Below are 20,870 nucleotides of genomic sequence, written 5' to 3' on the forward strand. Positions count from 1 at the left end.
GCGCGGCCGCCCCGGGTCGGCCCGGCGCGGCCGCGTCGACTACCGTCGTCCTGTGACCTCCGACGATCCCGCCCCCGGCGCGCCTCCCGCGCGCGCGGTGAGCACGCTCGAGCTCGAGCGACGCGCTTACCGGCGACGCAGGTCGCAGCGGTCGGTGGTCGTCGCGATCGCATCGACGCTCGCCTTCGCGGCCATCGTGTGGGTGACGGTGCTGAACACCCCCGGGTGGGCGCAGGTGCAGGAGTCGTTCTTCGACCCCGCGACCGCGATCGCCTCGTTCCCCCGCATCTGGGACGGCTTCCTGCTGAACCTGCAGGTGCTCGCGATCTCGGTCGTCACGGTGGGCGCCGCCGCGCTCGTCCTCGCGATCCTGCGGACGCTGCGGGGGCCGGTGTTCTTCCCGGTGCGCGCGATCGTCGCCGGCTACACCGACGTCTTCCGCGGGCTGCCGTTCATCATCGTGCTCTACCTCGTCGGATTCGGCATCCCGACGCTGCTGAACGAGCGCATCCCCCCGGTCGTCCTCGGTGTCACTGCCGTGACCATCACGTATTCGGCATACGTCGCCGAGGTCATCCGCGCCGGCATCGAGGCGGTGCACCCGTCGCAGCGCCTCGCCGCCCGGGCGCTCGGCCTCGGCTACGTGCAGACACTGCGCCGCGTCGTGCTGCCGCAGGCGCTGCGCAAGATCACCCCGCCGCTCATGAACGACTTCATCTCGATGCAGAAGGACGTGGGACTCATCTCGATCCTCGGGGCGATGGATGCCGTCCGCGCCGCGCAGGCCGAGACCTCCCTCGCCTACAACTTCACGCCGTATGTCGTCGCCGGCATCCTGTTCATCCTGCTCGCGATCCCGACGATCCGGGTGACCGACTGGTACACGGAGCGGCTGCGCCGCCGCGAGCAGACGGGGTCGATCCTGTGACCGCGCTGCTGCGCGCCGAGGACGTCTGGAAGGCGTTCGGCGACCGTGACGTGCTCCGGGGCGTCTCGCTCGATCTCGCGGCGCACGAGGTCGTCGCGCTCATCGGTGCCTCGGGCTCGGGCAAGTCGACCCTGCTGCGCTGCCTCAACCTGCTCGAACCGATCGACGACGGCCGCCTGTGGCTCGGCGGCGACGACATCTCCGATCCGCGCGTGGACGCCAACGCTGTGCGGCAGCGCTTCGGGATCGTCTTCCAGAGCTACAACCTGTTCCCGCACCTGTCGGTGCTCGACAACGTGACCCTCGCCGCCCGGGTGGTGCACCGAGAGCGCCGCGCCGTGGCCGAGGAGCGCGCACTGGCACTGCTGGAGCGCATCGGCCTCGCCGACAAGGCGAAGGAGCATCCGGATCGACTCTCCGGCGGACAGCAGCAGCGGGTCGCGCTGGTGCGCGCCCTGGCGACCGACCCCGAGGTGCTGCTGCTCGACGAGATCACCTCGGCCCTCGACCCCGAGCTCGTCGGCGAGGTGCTGGAACTCGTGCGGGAACTGGCCGAGGGCGGCGCGACGATCCTCATGGCCACCCACGAGATGGCCTTCGCGCGCGACGTCGCCGACCGCGTCGTGTTCCTCGACGACGGCGTCATCGTGGAGCAGGGCACGCCCGCGCAGCTGTTCGGCGCTCCGCGCGAGGCGCGCACCCGCGCGTTCCTGTCCCGCTTCACGTCCTGAGCTGTGGCTCGCGGCCGGTCAGGGGCCGCGAGTTCGCCGGTTCGGCCGCGAGTTCGCCGGTTCGGTCGCGAGATCGCCGGTTCGGTCGCGAGATCGCCGGCGAACTCAGCGCGCGACCGGCGAACTCGGCGCCGGACCGGCGAACTCGCGACGGTCAGGGACGCGAGCGTTCGGCGGCCTCGACGACGTTCGTCATCAGCAGCGCCACGGTCATCGGGCCCACGCCCCCGGGGTTCGGGGAGAGGAAGCCGGCGACCTCGGCCGCATCCGGGTGCACGTCGCCGAAGACGCGGCTCTTCCCGGTCTCGGGATCGTCCTCACGGGTGACGCCGACGTCGAGCACGGCAGCGCCGGGCTTCAGGTCGGCGCCGCGCACGATGTGCTTCACGCCCGCGGCGGCCACCACGACGTCGGCCTGCCGCAGGTGCGCGGCGAGGTCGACGGTGCCGGTGTGGGTGAGGGTGACGGTCGCGTTGTACTCGCGGCGGGTCAGCAGCAGTCCGATCGAGCGGCCGATCGTCACGCCGCGCCCGACGACGACGACGTGCTTGCCGTTCAGGTCGTACCCGCCCCGCACGAGAAGCTCGATGACTCCCCGCGGCGTGCACGGCAGCGGCGAGGTGATGGGCCTGTTGACGTTGAGCACCAGGCGGCCGAGGTTCGTCGGATGCAGGCCGTCGGCATCCTTGTCGGGGTCGATGCGCTCGAGGATCGCATCGGTGTCGAGGTGCTTCGGCAGCGGCAGCTGCACGATGTAGCCGTGGCAGTCGGGGTCGCGGTTGAGCTCGTCGATCAGCGCCTCGACCTGCTCCTGTGTCGCATCGGCGGGCAGCTCGCGCTGGATCGAGTTCATCCCGATCTCCTCGGACTGCCGGTGCTTCATCCCGACGTACAGCTGCGAGGCGGGATCGGCGCCGACGAGCACCGTCGCGATGCCCGGGACGATGCCGCGCTCCTTGAGCGCCGCGACGCGCTCGGCGAGCTCGGCCTTGATCTCGGCCGCCGCGAGCTTGCCGTCCAGTCTGGTTGCGGTCATGGTGTCCTCCAGGTCGTGCGGTCCGCGCCATCCGCCGACCGCGAGACCTCATCTGCGCGACGAGACCGCGGGGTGACCCCCAGGTCTCGTCCGCCCGTTGAGGTCTCGCGGTCGGGGCGGGCGGATGCCGCGGGGCGGGGTTACTGCTGCAGCGAGGGGTAGAGCGGGAAGGCGGCGGCCAGGGCGTCGACGCGGGCGCGCAGGGCGTCGAGGTCGGCACCGGGCTGCAGCGCGAGGGCGATGACGTCGGCCACCTCGGTGAATTCGGCGTCGCCGAAGCCGCGGGTCGCGAGGGCGGGCGTGCCGATGCGCAGGCCCGAGGTCACCATCGGCGGACGCGGGTCGTTGGGGACCGCGTTGCGGTTGACGGTGATGTGGATCTCGTGCAGCAGGTCTTCGGCCTGCTTGCCGTCGAGCTCGGCGTCGCGCAGGTCGACGAGCACGAGGTGCACGTCGGTGCCGCCCGAGCGCAGGGCGATTCCGGCATCCGTCACATCCTGCTGCGAGAGACGCTCGGCGAGGATCGCCGCGCCGCGAACGACGCGCTCCTGGCGCTCGCGGAACTCGGGCGTCGCGGCGAGCTTGAACGCGGTCGCCTTGGCGGCGATCACGTGCATGAGCGGGCCGCCCTGCTGCCCCGGGAAGACGGCCGTGTTGATCTTTTTCGCGATGTCGGCGTCGTTGGTGAGGATGAAGCCCGAGCGCGGGCCGCCGATGGTCTTGTGCACCGTCGAGGAGACGACGTGGGCGTGCGGCACGGGGTTCGGGTGCAGCCCGGCCGCGACGAGGCCGGCGAAGTGGGCCATGTCGACCCACAGCAGGGCGCCGACCTTGTCGGCGATCTCGCGGAACCGTGCGAAGTCGAGCTGACGCGGGTAGGCCGACCAGCCGGCGATGATCACCTTGGGCGAGTGCTCGACCGCGAGGCGCTCGACCTCATCCATGTCGATGATCGAGGTCTCGGGGTCGACGCCGTAGGCGACGATGTCGTAGAGGCGGCCCGAGAAGTTGATCTTCATGCCGTGGGTCAGGTGCCCGCCGTGGTCGAGCGAGAGACCGAGCAGCGTGTCGCCGGGGCGGGCGATGGCGTGCAGCACGGCGGCGTTGGCCGATGCGCCGGAGTGCGGCTGCACGTTGGCGAACTCGGCGCCGAACAGCTCCTTCGCGCGGGAGATCGCGAGCTCCTCGGCGACGTCGACCTCTTCGCAGCCGCCGTAGTAGCGGCGGCCCGGGTAGCCCTCGGCGTACTTGTTCGTGAGCACGGAGCCCTGCGACTGCAGCACCGAGACGGGCACGAAGTTCTCGGAGGCGATCATCTCGAGGAACGTGCGCTGGCGGTTCAGCTCGCGCTCGAGCACCTCGGCGATCTCGGGGTCGACCTCGGCGAGCGGGGCGTTGAAGACGGAATCGGTCATCGGTGTTCTCCTGGTTGTCCGTTCGTGGAATGCCGACGCCGCAGCGGCGACGGAACCAGGCCGGCCCAGGCGTGCGGTCGATTGCCCATGTGGTCGCTTCCCGGTGGTGTCCCACCTCAACGCCAGTCGCGACGGGGAAAGCCTATCGGATGCCGTCACGCGCTAGGCTGGGGATGTTCTATTTGTTAGGACTCTTTACAACACCGTATGCCACGAAGCCGGAGACCCCGTGACCGACCCCGCGATCGTCCCCCTGCCCTCTTCACTGAGCACGCTGTCGGAGGCGCCGTTCGTCGTGGATGCCGCCACGCGCGTCCTCGGCGACACCGACGCGGCGGACGCTCTGCGACGGCTGGTCGCGCCGCGCACCGGGCTGACCCTCGCCGGCGCCGACGGTGACACCGATCCGGCATCCACCCCCGCCATCACCCTCGCCGTCGACGCCGGGTCAGGCCCCGCGGAGTCGTACCGGCTGACCGCCTCGGCGAGCGGGGTGGCCGTCACGGGCGCCGACGCCGCGGGCCTGTTCTACGGCGTGCAGACGCTCGGCCAGCTGCTGGCCTCCGACGCCGGCACCTGGCAGGTGCCCGCCGTCGAGATCGACGACACCCCGCGGTTCACCTACCGCGGCGTCATGCTCGACGTCGCCCGCCACTTCCACGGAGTGCCGACCGTCGAGGCGTACATCGACCGCGCCGCGGCCCTCAAGCTCAACGTGCTGCACCTGCACCTGAGCGACGACCAGGGCTGGCGTCTGCAGATCCGCTCCCGGCCCGAGCTCACCGCGCGCGCGTCGGCGAGCGCCGTCGGCGGCGACCCGGGCGGATTCTTCACCCAGGACGACTACCGGCACCTCGTCGCCTATGCGGCATCCCGGCACATGACGGTCGTGCCCGAGTTCGACACCCCCGGTCACACGCATGCCGTGTCCCTGGCCTACCCGGAGCTCAGCGAGGAGCCGGTGCTGAGCGAGCACATCCGCGAGATCATCCGCGACTACGGCGGGGAGCTGCCGGTCAACGGCACCGCGTTCGAGGGGATGGCGGTCGGCTTCTCGTCGCTGAAGATCCACGACGAGGCCACCTACGCGTTCCTCGAGGACGTGTTCGGCGAGCTCGCCGCCCTCACCCCGGGCCCCTGGCTGCACCTCGGCGGCGACGAGGCGCTGGGCACGTCGCCCGAAGACTTCGACGTCTTCGTCGCCCGCGCGTCGGAGATCATCGTGCGCCTGGGCAAGACGCCGATGGCGTGGCACGAGGCGGGCTCCGCCGCGGGCCTTGCCGCCGGCACCGTCGGCCAGTACTGGGGGTACGTGTCCCCCGTCGGCGGCATGGACGCCAGGGCGCGCGCGTTCGTGGAGCGCGGCGGCAAGGTCGTGCTCTCCCCGGCCGACGCGATCTACCTCGACATGAAGTTCGACGCCGACTCCCCGCTCGGGCTCACCTGGGCGCGCGGGGTCACCTCCGCGCAGCGCGCCTACGAATGGGACCCGGCCTCGGTGATCGAGGGGGTCGCCGACGCGCAGATCCTCGGCGTCGAGGCGCCGCTGTGGACCGAGACGGTGCGCAGCCTCGCCGACATCGACGCGCTCGCGTTCCCCCGGATCACGGCGGCCGCCGAGGCCGGCTGGTCACCGGCGGTCGGCGCACACCCCGAGCGCACGTGGGAATCCCACCGCGCCCGGGTGGGCGCGCAGGCGCCGCTGTGGAAGAGTCTGGGCATCGGATACACCGCGCTCGCCGAGATCCCCTGGCAGGACGCCGACTGAGACGAGCACCGGCCGCACCGCTCTTCACCCCAGGAGGCCCCATGACGACCGTCATCCACTCCGTCGTCCTCGTGGACGACGGCACGGCGCAGGAAGACGCCTGGATCGCGTTCACCGACGGGGTCGTGGCCGGTCGGGGCACGGGCGAGGACTGGCGCGCGCTCTCGGTCGCCGAGGCGATCGACGGCGGCGGGCGCGTGCTCACCCCCGGCTTCCTCGACATCCATCACCACGGCGGCGGCGGCGCGGCCTACGACGACGGCGCGGAGGCGATCGTGACGGCCCGTGCCGCGCACCGGGCCCACGGCACGACACGCGCCGTGCTTTCGCTCGTGACCGCGTCGGTCGACGACCTCGCCGCGCGCGTCGCGGTCATCGCGGACGCCGCCGAGCGCGACGCCACGATCCTCGGCTCGCACCTGGAGGGTCCCTTCCTCGACGTCGGGCACAAGGGCGCGCACACCGCCTCCCTGCTGCGCGCGCTCGACGCCGCCGCGATCGAGCGTCTCGTGGATGCCGGGCGCGGCACGGTGCGCCAGGTCACCCTCGCGCCCGAGCTGCCGGGCGGCATCGACGCCGTGTCGCGCTTCGTCGAGGCCGGGGTCGTCGTCGCAGTCGGTCACACGAACGCCACCTACGCCGAGGCGCGCGCCGCCTTCGACGTCGGCGCGACCCTCGTCACACATGCGTTCAACGCGATGCCCGGCATCCACCACCGCGAGCCGGGCCCGATCGTGGCGGCGATGGCCGACGAGCGGGTGACGCTCGAGCTCATCGCCGACGGCATCCACGTGCATCCGGATGTCGTCGCGCTCGCCTTCGCGGGCGCGCCGGGCCGCATCGCGCTGGTGACCGACGCGATGGCCGCCGCGTGCGCCGCCGACGGCGCGTACGAGCTCGGCGGCCTCGCCGTGACCGTGATCGACGGAACGGCGCGGCTGGACTCCGACGGGGCGATCGCGGGGTCGACGCTGACCCAGGATGCCGCCCTGCGGCTCGTCGTGGCGGGAGGACTGCCGCTGCCCGACGCTGTCGCGGCGCTGACGACGACGCCCGCGCGGGTCTTCGGGTGGGAGGGGCGGTACGGGTCGCTGCGCCCCGGCGCGTCCGCCGACGCGGTGCTGCTGAGCCCTGACCTGCGCGTGCAGGCCGTGTGGGTCGACGGCGCCCGCGTCTGATCGACGGGGACCGCCCGCCGTAGACTGGAGGGCATGTCCGAGCTCCCCACCGTGCGCCCCGAGCCGCCCGCGCCACCGCAGGCGCAGCCCGCCGGCACCCGCCCCGCGCTGACGGTCGTGGACGTGCTCGCCTTCCTCAGCGAGCTGTTCGCGTTCGCGTCGCTCGCGATCTGGGGATTCCTCGCCTTCGCGTTCCCGTGGAACATCGTCGCCGGCATCGGCGCGCCCGTGCTCGCGATCCTCGTGTGGGCGCTGTTCGTGTCGCCGAAGGCGGTCGTGCGGGTGCACCCGTTCGCGCGCGCCCTCGTCGAGCTCATGGTCTACGCGGCCGCGACCATCGCGTGGTGGACCGCCGGCCAAGCCTGGATCGGCCTCGTCTACGGCGTGTTCGCCGTCACCGTCGGCGTGATCGCCGGCCGCCGCCGCCTCGCGGCATGACCGCATGACCGTCGACGTCGTCGCCCGGCTGCGCGAGCGCCTCGGCGAGCGGATCGACACCTCCCCCGCCTCCCTCGACGCCGCGCGGGCCGACAAGTCGGGCCACGCGGCATCCGCCCCGCCGCTCGCGGTCGTGCACGCGGCCTCCGTCGCCGACGTGCAGGAGACGCTGCGGATCGCCCACGCCACCGGCACGCCCGTCGTCACGCGGGGCGCCGGCACCGGGCTCGCCGGCGGCGCGAACGCCGGGCCTGGCGAGATCGCGCTGTCGGTGCGCGCGATGGACCGGCTCGTCGAGGTGTGCCCCGACGACCTGCTCGCCGTGGTCGAGCCCGGCATCCTCAACGCCGAACTCGACCGGATGCTGGAGCCCTACGGACTGTGGTGGCCGCCCGACCCCGCCAGCCGCGAGATCTCGACCGTCGGCGGGAACATCGCGACCGGCGCCGGCGGGCTGCTGTGCGCGAAGTACGGCGTCGTGCGCGACGCGGTGCTCGCGGTCGACGTCGTGCTCTCCGACGGGCGACTGCTGAAGCTCGGCCACCGCACAGTCAAGGGCGTCACGGGGCTCGACCTCACCTCCCTGGTCATCGGGTCGGAGGGGACGCTGGGCGTCATCGTCGGCGCGACGCTCAAGCTCCGCAGGCGCAGCCCCTTCACCCCGCGCACGCTCACCGCCGTCTTCCCCGACGTGCGCGCCGCCGCGAGGGCCTCGGCGGCGGTCACCGCATCCGGGGCGCAGCCGGCGATCATGGAGCTCATGGACGCGCTCTCGCTCGCCGCCGTCCACCGGCTCCTCGGCCTGCCCGCGCCCGCCGCGGACGCCGCGCAGCTGACGATCCAGACCGACGGACCGGGCGCGGATGCCGAAGCGACGCAGATCGCGCACGTGCTCGCCGCCGCGGGCGGCACGGTGCGCGTCGCCGCCGATGAGGCGGAGGCGGCGCTGCTGTGGCGCATCCGCCGGTCGATGCACCCCGCGATGGAGACGCTCGGGACCACGCTCATCGAGGACGTGTCGGTGCCGCGCAGTGCTCTGCCCGACATGTTCGATGAGATCGCGCGGATCGAGGCGGCGTACGGCATCCGGATCCCGACGGTGTGCCACGCCGGCGACGGCAACCTGCATCCGAACTTCGTGTTCGACGGCCCCGACGTGCCGCCCCTGATCTGGGAGGCGGCGGGCGACCTGTTCCGCGCGGCGCTCGCCCTCGGCGGCACGCTCACCGGCGAGCACGGCGTCGGCGTGCTCAAGCGGCGCTGGCTGGCCGACGAGCTCGGCGAGGATCAGTGGGAGCTGCAGCGCGGCATCCGGCGCCTGTTCGACCCGACCGGCATCCTCAACCCCGGCAAGGTTTTCGCCGACTGAGCGCGAGCTCGCCGGTACGCGCGCGAGCTCGCCGGCGAACTCGGCGCGCGACCGGCGAACTCAGCGCGGAAGCGGCGAGCTCGGCGGGTCAGAGACCCTGCCAGTCGGGCTTGTTGGCGTACGCGTAGCGGTAGTAGTCGGCGTTCTGCAGCTGCGAGGCGGCGGCCTCGTCGACGACCACCGTGACGTGCGGATGCAGCTGGATCGCCGATCCCGGCAGCGACGACGACACCGGGCCCTCGACCGCGCCGGCGACGGCGTGCGCCTTGCTCTCGCCGAACGCGAGCAGGAAGAGGTGCCGCGCCGAGAGGATCGTGCCGAGGCCCTGCGTGATGCAGTGCATCGGCACCTCGTCGATCGAATCGAAGAACCGCGCGTTGTCTTCGCGCGTCTGCTGGATCAGCGTCTTCACGCGCGTGCGCGATGCGAACGACGAGCCGGGCTCGTTGAAGCCGATGTGCCCCGACGTGCCGATGCCGAGGATCTGCAGATCCACCCCGCCGGCGGCGGCGATCGCCTGCTCGTAGTCCTCACCGGCGTGCGAGATGGTCTCGAGCGCACCGTTGGGCGTGTGGATCCGCGCGGGGTCGAGGCCCAGCGGCTCGACGACCTCCTTGGTGATGACCGACCGGTAGCTCTCCGGATGCTGCGGGTCGATGCCCACGTACTCGTCGAGGGCGAAGCCGCGCACCTGCGACACGTCGACGCCGGCGAGCCGGGGCCGCAGCGCCTCGTAGACGGGGAGCGGGGTCGAGCCGGTCGCGAGACCGAGCACCGCGTCGGGGCGCGAGGCGATGAGCTTCACGATCTCGTCGGCGACGAGGATGCCGGCATCGGCGGGGGACGGGACGATGACGATCTCAGCCATGGGCGTGAGCCTCCTGTTCGTGGGGGTGGACGGCGATGAGCGCGGCCCCGAGCGCGGCGACGGGAGAGCGCGCCGGCAGCACCGAGACGCGGGAGGACAGATCGAGCGACGCCAGGAACGGCGACGCCTCGGCCGCCCGCTCCAGCTCGGCCATCACGCGAGTCAGCATACGGTCGCCGAGGGCGGTCACGCCTCCCCCCAGCACCATGAAATCCGGATCGATCGACAGCGCGATCAACCGCAGCGCGGAGGCCACACCGAACGCGATCCCGTCACGCAGGACGACGGCCTCGGGGTCGCCGGCATCCGCCGCGTCGAAGACGTCGACGACCGGGAAGGCGACGTCCTTCCCCCAGCGCCGGGCGATCGCGCCGCCGCCGGCGTACATCTCGATGCAGCCGCGCTGACCGCAGCGGCAGAGCGGACCGTTCGGGTCGGCGACGATGTGGCCGACCTCGCCCGAGGTGCCGCGTGCGCCACGCCACAGCACGCCGTCGGTGACGAACCCCGCGGCGATGCCGGTGCCGATGTTGAGGTAGGCGGTCGTGCCGGGGCGGCCGTGCAGCTTCGCCGCGCCGAGGGCGGCGGCCTTGACGTCGTTCTCGGTGCGCACGCGCGTGCCGAGCACAGGCTCCAGCGCCGCGGCGAGGTCGAGCCGCTCGATGCCGAGGTTGACGGCGTGGCTGATCGTGCGCTGGTCGGCGTCGGCCTGCCCGGGGATGCCGACGCCCACCGACGCGAACGCCGAGGTCGGCACGCCGAGGTCGTCGGCCATCGCGACCGCGGTCTCGGCGACGGCGCCGACCACGGCATCCGCGCCCCAGCCGGTGGAGCGGCGCACGCGGCGCACGATCTCGCCGGTGTCGGTCGCGGCGACGGCGTCGATCTTCGAGCCGCCGACGTCGAACCCGAGTCGGAGGACACGCAGGGCAGGGGCAGGGGAGGTCACGGGGAGATACTCGGCGGGGCGGGTGGGACGGCAGGCGGGATGGCGGGCGGCAGGACGGTCACGAGACGCCGAGGCGCGCAGAGAGCACCATCACCGCGGCGCCGCGCAGCACGTCGTCTTCACCGTGGGGGCTCAGCCCGATGCGCACGGCGTCGTGGAAGCGGGCGAGCGAGCGGGCACGCACCGTGAGCGCGGCGGTCTCCAGCAGCACGCCCGACAGCAGATCGGTCGGGCCGGACAGCACGATGTCGGCGAGGTCGAGCACACCGATGACGGGCGCCAGCGCGATGCCGAGACGCTCGCCCGCGTCACGCAGGATCTCCTCGCGCGCCGCGGGGTCGGCCTCGATGCGGGCGGTGAGCTGCGGAACGGCGAGCCACGCCTCGAGGCAGCCGGTCTTGCCGCACGCGCAGCGCGGTCCGCCGTCGGTGCCGACGGTGACGTGACCGATCTCACCGGCGGCGAAGTGGCTGCCGCGGATGGGCCGACCGTTCATGAGCAGTCCGGAGCCGACACCGCGGCCGATGCGCACGAGCAGCACGTCGCCGGCAGCACCGCCGAGCGTGTACTCGGCGAGCACTGCGGCATCCGCGTCGTTGGCGACCGTCACCGGAAGCGCGGTCGCGTGGGCGATCTCCTCCTGCAGGCCGACCCCTGTCCACTCCAGGTTGGGCGCGACGAGCACGACGCCCTGATCATCGACGATGCCGGGCGAGCCCACCCCGATCCCGAGCACGGGGGCGTCGGCCGCCGCCGCGAGGTCGCGGGCGAGCGCGGTGGCCGCGGCGAGGCTCGCATCGGCGCCGGCCGGGACGGGACGCTCCTCCCGCGTGAGGATCTCGCCCTCGAGGGTCATGATCGCGCCGACGAACCGGTCGGAGCGCGACAGGTCGAGCCCGATGATGCGGTGGCCGTCTCGGGCGATGTCGACGAGCACGGCGGGTTTGCCGGGGCCGGATGCGGGCCGCAGGCCGCCCTCGACGACGAGATCGTCGTCGATGAGCGCGGCGACGAGGTCGGAGACCGTGACCCGCGTGAGACCGGTCGCGCGGGACAGATCGGCCCGGCTCATCGCCCCTTGATGGAACAGCGTCTGCAGGATCAGCGCCCGGTTGTGCGTGCGCGCGTGCTCGGGGAGGACCTTCGCGGCGTCGCGAGCGGGCGGGGTGATCGTGTCCATATTTGTTAGTGAACCTTACGAATCGATTCCGCGCAAGTGCGCCGCGCCCGCGGCATCCGTGGAGCATCCGCGTGGCGTCCGGGGCGGCGACGGATGCGGGATGTCGGCGGGTCGGCATCCGGTCAGGCGGCCTTGCTACCGTGGGCCACTGCGCGGCCGTCCGGGTGCGCAGGGAGGGACTTCCGTGAGCAGCCGACTTCCGCTGGCACTGACCGCCGCCGCCCTGGGCGCCGTACTCCTGGCCGGCTGCACCGCCGACCCGACGGCCGGGAGCACCTCCGCACCGCAGTCCACCACCGCGCCCGACACGCAGACGACGGCCGACGCGTGCGCGGCCGTCGAGGATGCCGTCACCGGCGCCGTCGACGCGTTCCAGAAGGTCGATCCGACCGACCCCCAGGCCGCGGCGCAGGCGTTCGACGATCTCGCCTCCTCACTCGGCACCGCCGCCGACGCCGTGTCGGACAGCGAGGTGGGCGCCCTCCTCCCCCGCCTGCAGCAGGACTTCGCCACCGCCGCCGAGGTGATGGGCGCCGTCGCCGGCGGCGACCTCGGACGCGTCGGCGACCTGCAGGCGCCGACCGCCGACATCCAGGACGCCTTCGGAGAGTTCGCCGCCCTCTGCCGCTGATCCCGCGTCGCGCCCGCGTCGGACCGCGTCACGTCCACGTCACGAGACGGTGACGATCGGTCACCTCCGGCGCCCTCCGGATCGCGCGCGCGCCGGCATCCATTACCATGAGGGAGCGCCGTGGCGCCAATTCCGGGGGGAGACGCCGTGACCGACCTGACCACCAAGCCCGAGTTCGGGGCAGACGCCGACGAGCCGAACGGCTCCGGCGACCAGCCCGTGCAGTGGGCGCCGGCCGAGCCGAAGCCGAAGAACCGCACGCTGCGCCTCGCGCTGTGGATCGGCATCCCCTCCGCGCTGGTCCTGGCCGGTGCCGGTGTCGCGTCGGCCGTGCTCATCGCCCCCGGCACCTCGATCGCCGGGGTCCCGGTCGGGTTCATGACTGCGGGAGCGGCGACCGACGCCGTGCAGCAGCGCCTCGCCTCGAGCACCGTGACGCTCGGCGACGGCGGCTCGACCGTGTCGGCGAGCGACCTCGGCGCGACGGTCGACGCCGACGCCCTCGCCAAGACCGCCTTCGAGGACCGCCCGCTGTGGAACGTCTCGCAGTGGTTCGGCGACCCGATCGACGCGCCGGTCACCCTCGACGCCGACGCGGCCACGGCGGCGCTGACGGCCGCCGCGCCCGACCTGTACATCGACGCCACGCCCGCCGCCGTCTCCTTCGACGGTGCCGCTTACGTCGTGACCCCCGCCGTGGACGGTGAGGGCGTCGACGTCGATGCGCTGCGCACCTCGTTCGAGCAGGCCTTCGACGCCGGTACGACCGCCGCCGTCGTCGAGCCCGAGATGGCGCCGGTCCCCTCCACGACGACCACGGCGAAGGCCGACGGCATCGCGCAGTCGCTCAACGGCATGCTCGCGAACGTCGGCTTCTACGTCGGCGAGGAGCGCACCGTCCCCGTCGACGCCGCCACCGCCGCGAGCTGGATCACGGTCACCGCCGGCGCCGACGGCGAGTTCGCCGTCACCGCCGACCCCGCCAAGATCCAGGGCGCCGTGGACGGACTGAAGCCGCTGGTCGACCGCGCGCCGGTCAACGGCACCGTCATCACCGACTCCGACGGCACGGTGCTGGAGACCACGGTCGCCGGCGCGGACGGCCGGGTGCTCGGCGACACCACGAACGTCGCGCAGGACTTCGCGACCCAGCTCGCCTCCGGCAACGGCGTGTACTCGCTGCCGGTCGAGGTCACGCCGGTCACCACGACGACGCTCGCGCGTCTGCTCGAGGTCGACCTCAGCGAGCAGCGCCTCTACATGAAGGAGAACGGCGTCGTCGTCGACTCCTGGGCCATCTCCAGCGGCGAGTCGCGCTCCCCCACGATCACGGGGCACTTCAAGGTCAACAGCCACTACACGGTGCAGACAATGAGCTCGACCTCGGCGACCGACCCGTACTGGAACTACGAGGTCCCCAACATCCGCTGGATCATGTACTTCAACGGCAGCCAGGCCTTCCACGGCGTGTACTGGCACAACAACTTCGGCACGCCGATGAGCCACGGTTGCGTCGGCATGCCCAACGCGCGCGCGAAGCAGATCTACGACTGGTCGCCCAACGGCGTCGACGTCTGGATCCACTCCTGACGCGCTGACCCGCATCCAATTGCGACCTGCCGCCCGGACTCCTGGAAGTCTCGGGCTGCAGGTCGCGCTTCGGCCGGCATCCGAATGTCGAAGCGCTTCGCCACGCGGGTCTAGCATGAGGGCATGCCCCGCTTCGACCTGTCCCCCGCCGAGCTCGCCGCCTACCTCCCGGAGGTGAGGGAGCCCGCCGACTTCGACGCATTCTGGCAGTCCACGCTCGCGCAGTCGCGCGCCGCGGGTGGCGGCGTCACCGTCACCCCGGTGCCGCATCCGTTCACGACCGTCGACGTCTCCGACGTCACCTTCCCCGGTTTCGCCGGAGACCCGGTCAAGGCCTGGCTCATCACCCCGCGCGGGGTCGACGGCCCGCTTCCCGTCGTCGTCGAGTACATCGGCTACGGCGGCGGCCGCGGCGTCATCGGCGAGAAGCTCGGCTGGGCCAGCGCCGGGTACGCGCACTTCGTGATGGACACCCGCGGGCAGGGCTCGGCGTGGGGAACGGGCGGCGACACCCCCGATCCGCACGGCTCCGGCGCCGCCTTCCCCGGCTACATGACCCGCGGCATCGACGACCCCGCCGCGTACTACTACCGCCGCGTGTTCACGGATGCCGCGCGCGCCGTCGACGCCGTGCGCACGCTGCCGGGCATCGACCCCGCCCGGGTGTCGGTCGTCGGCGCGAGCCAGGGCGGCGGCATCGCGATCGCCGCGGCCGGGCTCAGTGACGGTCTGGTCGCCTCGCTGCCCGAGGTGCCGTTCCTCTGCCACTTCGAGCGCGCGATCGGCCTCACCGACCGCGACCCGTACAACGAGGTCGTGCGCTACCTGTCGGTGCACCGCGGCGCGGAAGACCGGGTGTTCGAGACGCTCTCGTACTTCGACGGCGCGAACTTCGCGAAGCGGGCGACGTCGGCGACGCTGTTCTCGGTCGCCCTCATGGACTTCACCTGCCCGCCGTCCACCGTCTACGCGGCCTTCAACCACTACCGCACCGACGACAAGCAGATCGAGGTCTACCCCTACAACGACCACGAGGGCGGGCAGACCGTGCAGTTCCTCCGCCAGGCCGCCTTCCTCGCCGCCCGCGTCTGACGCCGCGCACCTGCGCGGGCAGGAACGGGACAGGGGCCGGATGCCACAGCATCCGGCCCCTGTCCGTGCGACGAAGTGTCAGGCCAGGAGGCCGTCCACGATCGCGTTGAGCGTCTGCGACGGGCGCATGACCGCGGCCACGAGCGCGGCATCCGGGTGGTAGTACCCGCCGATCTCGACGGCTTCGCCCTGCACCGCGTTCAGCTCGGCGACGATGGTCTGCTCCTGCGCGGTGAGCTGCTCGGCGACGGGCGCGAAGGCGGCCGCCAGCTCGGCGTCGGCCGTCTGCTTCGCGAGTTCCTGCATCCAGTACAGCGCGAGGTAGAAGTGGCTGCCCCGGTTGTCGATCGTGCCGAGGGCGCGACCCGGCGACTTGTCGTTCTCGAGGAACGTGCCGGTCGCGGCATCGAGCGTGTCGGCGAGGATCTGCGCGCGGGCGTTGCCGGTGCGCTGGGCGAGGTGCTCGAGCGACGCGGCGAGGGCGAAGAACTCGCCGAGCGAGTCCCAGCGCAGGTAGTCCTCCTCGAGCAGCTGCTGCACGTGCTTGGGAGCCGAGCCGCCGGCGCCCGTCTCGAACAGACCGCCGCCCGCGAGCAGCGGCACGATGGAGAGCATCTTGGCCGACGTGCCCACCTCGAGGATCGGGAACAGGTCGGTCAGGTAGTCGCGCAGCACGTTGCCGGTGACCGAGATGGTGTCCAGGCCCTGACGCATGCGCGCGAGCGAGTAGCGCGTGGCCTCGGCCGGCGGCAGGATCGTGATCTGCACGCCGGTCGTGTCGAGGGTCGCCAGCGCCTGGTGCAGCTTCGCGATCAGCTGCGCGTCGTGGGCACGGTTCTGGTCGAGCCAGAACACCGCCGGCGAGCCGGTCGCCTTCGCCCGCGAGACGGCCAGGCGCACCCAGTCCATGACGGCGATGTGCTTGGTCTGCGTCGCACGCCAGATGTCGCCGGTGCCGACCTCGTGCTCGATGAGCACGGTGCCGTCGGAGTCGAGCACCTGCACCGTGCCGGGCGCGGCGATCTCGAAGGTCTTGTCGTGGCTGCCGTACTCCTCGGCCGCCTGCGCCATGAGGCCGACGTTGGGGACCGTGCCGATGGTCGCCGGGTCGAGCGGGCCGTTGGCGATGACGTCGTCGATGACCGCCTGGTAGACGCCGGCGTACGACGAGTCGGGGATGACGGCGAGCGTGTCGTCCTCGCCGCCGTCGACACCCCACAGCTTGCCGCCGTTGCGCACGAGCGCCGGCATCGACGCGTCGACGATGACGTCGCTGGGCACGTGCAGGTTCGTGATGCCCTTGTCGGAGTTGACGTACGACAGTCGCGGACCGGCGGCGAGCGCCGCGTTGACCTCGTCGCGGATGGCGGCGCCGCCGTCGACGGCGTCCAGGCCCGACAGGATCGCGCCGAGACCGTTGTTCGGGGTGAGGCCGGCGGCGGCGAGCGCGGCGCCGTGTGTCTGGAATAGCTCGGCGAAGTACGCCTTGACGACGTGGCCGAAGATGATCGGGTCACTGACCTTCATCATCGTCGCCTTGAGGTGCACCGAGTAGAGCACGTCGTCGGCCTTCGCGGAGGCGAGCGTCTCGGCGAGGAAGGCGTCGAGGGCGGATGCCGACAGGAACGTCGCGTCGATGATCTCGCGCGGCAGCACCTTCAGACCCTCCTTGAGCACCGTGACGGTGCCGTCCTGGGCGATGTGGCGGATGCTGAGCACGTCGTCGTGGGCGGCGACCCACGACTTCTCGTTGCTCTTGAAGTCGTCGTGACCCATCGTCGCCACGCGCGTCTTCGATCCGGCGGCGAACGCCTTGTTGCGGTGCGGGTGCTTACGGGCGTAGTTCTTCACCGACAGCGGCGCGCGGCGGTCGCTGTTGCCCTCGCGCAGCACCGGGTTGACGGCGGAACCCTTGATGCGGTCGTAGCGGGCGCGGATGTCCTTGTCCTCGATCGAGGCGGCGTCGTCCGGGTAGTCGGGGATGTCGTAGCCCTGCGCCTGCAGTTCGGCGATGGCCGCCTTCAGCTGCGGGATGGACGCCGAGATGTTGGGCAGCTTGATGATGTTCGCTTCGGGGAGCGTGGCGAGGCCGCCCAGCTCGGCGAGCGCGTCGCCGACCTGCTGCTCGGGCGTGAGACGCTGCGGGAACGCGGCGAGGATGCGCCCGGCGAGGGAGATGTCGCGGGTCTCGATCTCGACGCCCGCCTGACCGGTGACGGCCTGGATGATGGGCAGGAACGAGGCGGTCGCCAGCGCCGGAGCCTCGTCGGTGTACGTGTAGATGATGGTGGACTCAGGCACGTCTGATCTCTCTGTCTCGAGCGTCGCAGCGGCCGCTGTTCGAGCGTCGCGGGGTCGGGTCCCAGCCTAACGCACCGAGGCAAAGTCTCTTGATGTCGAGATATCTCGGCGGCCGGTCGGCGGCGGCCGCACGCCCCGACGCTCAGAGCCGGGTGAGATGCAGCACGAACGCCTGTGCCGGCCACAGCGCGGGAAGCTGGAGGCCCACTTCGCGCAGCACCGCGCCGGGCAGGTCGATCACGCCGGCAGAGAACCATTCCGGGGTGATCCACGAGGCGCTGCGGGCCGGGCCGATCTCGTCGCGCAGCCGCACGCGGTACCGGGCGTCGGGGTCGAGGCCCCGCAGCCGCAGACGTTCGGGGCGGGCATCTTCCAGGCTGCGCACGGTCGCGACGACGACCACGGCCTCGGCGCGGTCCGGCGCGGTGAAGGCGGTGATGCGCCACGCCGGGTCGCGCAGGTCGGGGTGGGAGACGGTCCCGGTGTGCACGACGGGTCGCAGCTCTCGGTACAGCGCGGCGAAGCGCCGCACGACGGCGAGGTCATCCGTCGACAGGGCGGCGAGGTCCGTTTCGAACCCGGCCGATCCCAGCAGGCTGGTCGCCATCCGGTAGGCGAGGTCGGTGACCCGCCCCGAACTGTGGGAGGCCTCGGGCCCCACGTGGGCGCCGATGAGCTCGGGAGGCAGGAGCAGCCCCGTCCACCGCTGGATGTCCTGGCGCTCGACGGGATCGTTCGAGTCGCTCGCCCAGACCCGGTCGGCGACCTCGAGGATCCCCAGGTCGGTGCGGGCACCCCCGCTCGAGCACGACTCGATCTCGAGGCCGGGGTGCGCGCCGGTGAGCTCGGCGAACAGCCGGTAGACGGCGGTCATCTGGGCGTGCCCGCCCGGCCGCCCCTCGTGACGACTGTCGACGAGGTCGCGATTGTGATCCCACTTGATGAAGTCGATGCCGACGTCCGCGACGAGCGCCGAGATCTGGTCGCGCACGTGTGCGTAGGCGCCGGGATGCGCGAGATCGAGCACGTACTGCGACCGCCACGACAGCGCCGGATCGTGCTGCAGCGACGGCGCATCGTGCAGGAGCCAGTCCGGATGCGCACGCGCGAGATCGGAGTCGAGGCTGACCATCTCGGGCTCGAACCACAGGCCGAACTGCATGCCGAGCTCGTGCACCCGCGTCGCGAGCGGACCGAGACCGTCGGGCCAGACGGTGCGGTCGACGATCCAGTCGCCGAGACTCGTGGTGTCGTCGCGGCGCCCCTGGAACCAGCCGTCGTCGAGCACGAACCGCTCGATCCCGACGGATGCCGCGAGCTCGGCGAGCGCGATCAGTCGCGTGGGGTCGTGGTCGAAGTACACCGCCTCCCACGTGTTCAGCGTCAGCGGTCGCGGGGCGCGCGGATGCCGGGGGCGCGCACGCAGGAAGGCGTGCACGCGGGCCGCCATGCCGTCGAGGCCCTCGGCACTGTGGACGAACGCGGTCGAGGGCGCGGCGTACTCCTCGCCCGCTGCGAGCACGATCTCGCCGGGGCGCAGCAGTTCACCGGCCCCGAGCACGGTGACCGCGTCGGTGACGCGGTCGGTGCGGTATGTGACGTCGGAGGACCAGGCGGTGTGCACCGCCCACAGGGCGCCGCTCCCCCAGCGCGGCTCCCCGACCGAGAGGATGCCGGCGGTGGGCGCGTCATGGCCGGGCCTGCCGCGCCGGGACTGCCGTGCGACCGCTCCGGCGGGGACGACGGTCGTGACGGGCCGCTTCTCCCTCGTCCATCGGCCGTCGAAGGTCGTGAGGTGGGTCGTGGACGTCGGCACCGGCAGGGTCGCCTCCAGCCATTCGACCTCGACGGGCGTCGCGCCGCCGTTGCGCAGCGCGGCATCGACCCACACCACCCCGCCGGCGCCGATGCGGGCGCGCCACGTGAGCTCGACACCGGACCTCGCGTCGCGGGCGGTGACGGCCAGGGCGTCACGCTGCGTCTCGAGGGATTCGACCTCCCAGACCGGCACCAGGATGCCGCGGCTGTCGCGCATCTGCAGGCCGGGACGCCCCGTCCATCCATCCGACTCGGCGGGCACGACCGAGACCTCCCACGCGGCGTCCAGCGTGCCCGGCGGCGTCTGCCGACTCGAGCCCTGCGCGAGCGCGCGCAGGTCCGCGGGCGTCAGCGGGCCGAGTCCCGCTCCCCAGTGCAGCACGCGCGGAAGCCCGCGGGCGGGCACCTCCACGACGAGTGCCACACCGTCGGATTCGAGGACGACGTCGGTGGGTGTCATACGTTCTCCTGCGTGTCGAGAGGGGGACGCTCCCCCGAACCGCGTTCGACGATCCAGGTGGGCAGCGTGATCTGACGGGTGAATCCGGACGGGTCGGCGATCCGCTCGATCGCGAGTCGCGCCGCCTGCCGTCCCAGTTCGAGCGGATCGTAGGAGACGACGGTGACCCCGAGCACGTCTGCGGTGTCGAAGTCGTCGAACCCGATGACGGCGGTGCGGCCCGCGTCGTCCGCCGCGCGCAGCGCGCGCAGAGCGCCGATGGTCATCCGGTTGTTCCCCGTGATGAGGGCGGTCGGCCGGTCGGGGCGGTCGAACAGGGAGCGCGCCATGACGGTGGGATCCAGCGCGAGGTCATCGCGCAGCACCTCCCACGGCGAGGTGTCGACCACACCCGCCTCGGCCATCGCCTGCCGGTAGCCGGCGAGCCGCTCGGCCTGCGTGTACACCGAAGCGGGATTGCAGATATAGGCGATGCGGCGGTGCCCGCGCGCGGTGAGGCGACGCGTCGCCTCGAGCACTCCCGTCCGGTTGTCGAGCACGATCGAATCGGCCACGAGGCTGCGGGCGGGGCGGTCGATCGCGATCACGGGCGTGCCGAGCTGGCGCTCGCCCTCGAGATACGACTGGTCCTCGCTCACCGGGATCAGCAGCAGCGCCCCCACCCGCTGCGACAGGAGGGCGTCCGCGACGCGACCCTCACCTTCCTCGGTGTCGTCGGTGGTCGCCACGACGAGGCTGAACCCGTGGGCGGCGAGCTCTTTCTCGATGCCGGCGGCGACCTTGTAGTAGAACGGGTTGCCCAGCTCGCCGATGATGAGGCCGACCGTCTTGGTACCGCCGCCGCGCCGCAGGCCCTGCGCGAGCGTGTTGGGCCGGAAGCGCAGACGCTTGGCCGCCGTCAGGACCCGCTCCACCGTCTGCGGCGCCACGAGCTCGCGCTGCGTGAACACGCGCGAGACCGTCTTGGAACTGACCCCCGCCAGTCGTGCGACGTCGTCGAGTGTCGCGCGTTGCTGAACCGTCATCGGTCCTCCCGTCCGTGGTCAGGTTAGCAGGAAGAATGCGGAATGACGACGATGGACATTTCAGAGACATCTCGGCCTGGGCCGACGCGACGG

The 20,870-nt window shown here is 72.2% G+C and carries 17 protein-coding genes and 1 riboswitch; of the genes, 9 read left to right on the top strand and 8 right to left on the bottom strand.

Annotation, left to right across the window (positions count from 1 at the left end; translation table 11 throughout):
• Positions 1–52: 52 nt before the first annotated feature.
• Positions 53–928, top strand: a complete 876-nt coding sequence (locus C7474_RS11980; RefSeq protein WP_241965227.1) for an amino acid ABC transporter permease — start codon at positions 53–55, stop codon at positions 926–928.
• Positions 925–1,659, top strand: a complete 735-nt coding sequence (locus tag C7474_RS11985) for an amino acid ABC transporter ATP-binding protein (RefSeq protein WP_121060283.1) — start codon at positions 925–927, stop codon at positions 1,657–1,659. The genes C7474_RS11980 and C7474_RS11985 overlap by 4 nt, the downstream gene beginning before the upstream one ends.
• Before the next feature lie 154 nt (positions 1,660–1,813).
• On the opposite strand, the gene C7474_RS11990 is transcribed toward C7474_RS11985, so the two are convergent.
• Positions 1,814–2,695 (bottom strand): bifunctional methylenetetrahydrofolate dehydrogenase/methenyltetrahydrofolate cyclohydrolase, encoded by an 882-nt coding sequence (locus C7474_RS11990; RefSeq protein WP_121060284.1) that lies wholly within the window; start codon positions 2,693–2,695, stop codon positions 1,814–1,816.
• A 140-nt stretch (positions 2,696–2,835) separates the two neighbouring features.
• On the bottom strand, positions 2,836–4,110 hold the full coding sequence (gene glyA, locus C7474_RS11995; protein WP_121060285.1) for a serine hydroxymethyltransferase: 1,275 nt from the start codon (positions 4,108–4,110) through the stop codon (positions 2,836–2,838).
• A gap of 56 nt (positions 4,111–4,166) precedes the next feature.
• Positions 4,167–4,250: riboswitch (ZMP/ZTP riboswitch) on the bottom strand.
• 89 nt (positions 4,251–4,339) lie between these two features.
• Here glyA and C7474_RS12000 point away from each other — a divergent pair.
• From C7474_RS12000 to C7474_RS12015, 4 genes are read left to right on the top strand one after another with little or no spacing between them, the layout of a single operon-like run.
• Positions 4,340–5,878 (top strand): beta-N-acetylhexosaminidase, encoded by a 1,539-nt coding sequence (locus C7474_RS12000; RefSeq protein ID WP_121060286.1) that lies wholly within the window; start codon positions 4,340–4,342, stop codon positions 5,876–5,878.
• 41 nt (positions 5,879–5,919) lie between these two features.
• A complete protein-coding gene (gene nagA / locus C7474_RS12005) occupies positions 5,920–7,056 on the top strand; it encodes an N-acetylglucosamine-6-phosphate deacetylase (RefSeq protein WP_121060287.1) in 1,137 nt (378 codons plus the stop codon).
• Between the two features lie 33 nt (positions 7,057–7,089).
• On the top strand, positions 7,090–7,494 hold the full coding sequence (locus C7474_RS12010; RefSeq protein WP_121060288.1) for a YrdB family protein: 405 nt from the start codon (positions 7,090–7,092) through the stop codon (positions 7,492–7,494).
• Positions 7,495–7,498: 4 nt separating this feature from the next.
• Positions 7,499–8,863, top strand: coding sequence for an FAD-binding oxidoreductase (locus C7474_RS12015; protein ID WP_121060289.1), 1,365 nt, complete (start codon positions 7,499–7,501; stop codon positions 8,861–8,863).
• An 88-nt stretch (positions 8,864–8,951) separates the two neighbouring features.
• Here the strand turns inward: C7474_RS12015 and C7474_RS12020 are convergent, their stop codons facing one another.
• The 3 genes from C7474_RS12020 to C7474_RS12030 are packed head-to-tail and all read right to left on the bottom strand — an operon-like array spanning position 8,952 to position 11,860.
• Entirely contained in the window at positions 8,952–9,731 is a 780-nt protein-coding gene (locus C7474_RS12020) for a glucosamine-6-phosphate deaminase (protein WP_121060290.1), read from the bottom strand.
• Positions 9,724–10,680 (bottom strand): ROK family protein, encoded by a 957-nt coding sequence (locus C7474_RS12025; RefSeq protein WP_241965228.1) that lies wholly within the window; start codon positions 10,678–10,680, stop codon positions 9,724–9,726. The genes C7474_RS12020 and C7474_RS12025 overlap by 8 nt, the downstream gene beginning before the upstream one ends.
• Before the next feature lie 58 nt (positions 10,681–10,738).
• On the bottom strand, positions 10,739–11,860 hold the full coding sequence (locus tag C7474_RS12030) for an ROK family transcriptional regulator (protein WP_121060291.1): 1,122 nt from the start codon (positions 11,858–11,860) through the stop codon (positions 10,739–10,741).
• Positions 11,861–12,044: 184 nt separating this feature from the next.
• Here C7474_RS12030 and C7474_RS12035 point away from each other — a divergent pair, with 184 nt between their 5' ends.
• From C7474_RS12035 to C7474_RS12045, 3 genes are all read left to right on the top strand, one after another.
• The gene (locus C7474_RS12035; RefSeq protein WP_121060292.1) at positions 12,045–12,491 is read left to right on the top strand and encodes a hypothetical protein; all 447 of its coding nucleotides are present in this window, start codon (positions 12,045–12,047) and stop codon (positions 12,489–12,491) included.
• 147 nt (positions 12,492–12,638) lie between these two features.
• The gene (locus tag C7474_RS12040; protein ID WP_241965229.1) at positions 12,639–14,081 is read left to right on the top strand and encodes a L,D-transpeptidase family protein; all 1,443 of its coding nucleotides are present in this window, start codon (positions 12,639–12,641) and stop codon (positions 14,079–14,081) included.
• Between the two features lie 123 nt (positions 14,082–14,204).
• Positions 14,205–15,173 carry an acetylxylan esterase gene (locus tag C7474_RS12045; protein WP_121060294.1) on the top strand — a complete coding sequence of 323 codons (969 nt, stop codon included), beginning with the start codon at positions 14,205–14,207 and terminating at the stop codon, positions 15,171–15,173.
• 78 nt (positions 15,174–15,251) lie between these two features.
• Here the strand turns inward: C7474_RS12045 and C7474_RS12050 are convergent, their stop codons facing one another.
• The 3 genes from C7474_RS12050 to C7474_RS12060 all read right to left on the bottom strand — a co-directional run bounded on the left by C7474_RS12050 (position 15,252) and on the right by C7474_RS12060 (position 20,777).
• A complete protein-coding gene (locus tag C7474_RS12050) occupies positions 15,252–17,474 on the bottom strand; it encodes an NADP-dependent isocitrate dehydrogenase (RefSeq protein ID WP_121060295.1) in 2,223 nt (740 codons plus the stop codon).
• 142 nt (positions 17,475–17,616) lie between these two features.
• Positions 17,617–19,752 (bottom strand): alpha-galactosidase, encoded by a 2,136-nt coding sequence (locus tag C7474_RS12055; protein ID WP_121060296.1) that lies wholly within the window; start codon positions 19,750–19,752, stop codon positions 17,617–17,619.
• Positions 19,749–20,777: a LacI family DNA-binding transcriptional regulator gene (locus C7474_RS12060; RefSeq protein WP_121060297.1), complete on the bottom strand. Its 1,029-nt coding sequence runs from the start codon at positions 20,775–20,777 to the stop codon at positions 19,749–19,751. Before C7474_RS12060 ends, C7474_RS12055 begins: the two co-directional genes overlap by 4 nt.
• Positions 20,778–20,870: the final 93 nt, after the last annotated feature.

The organism is Microbacterium telephonicum, from assembly GCF_003651225.1.
In the GTDB taxonomy this organism is placed as follows: Bacteria; Actinomycetota; Actinomycetes; order Actinomycetales; family Microbacteriaceae; genus Microbacterium; species Microbacterium telephonicum.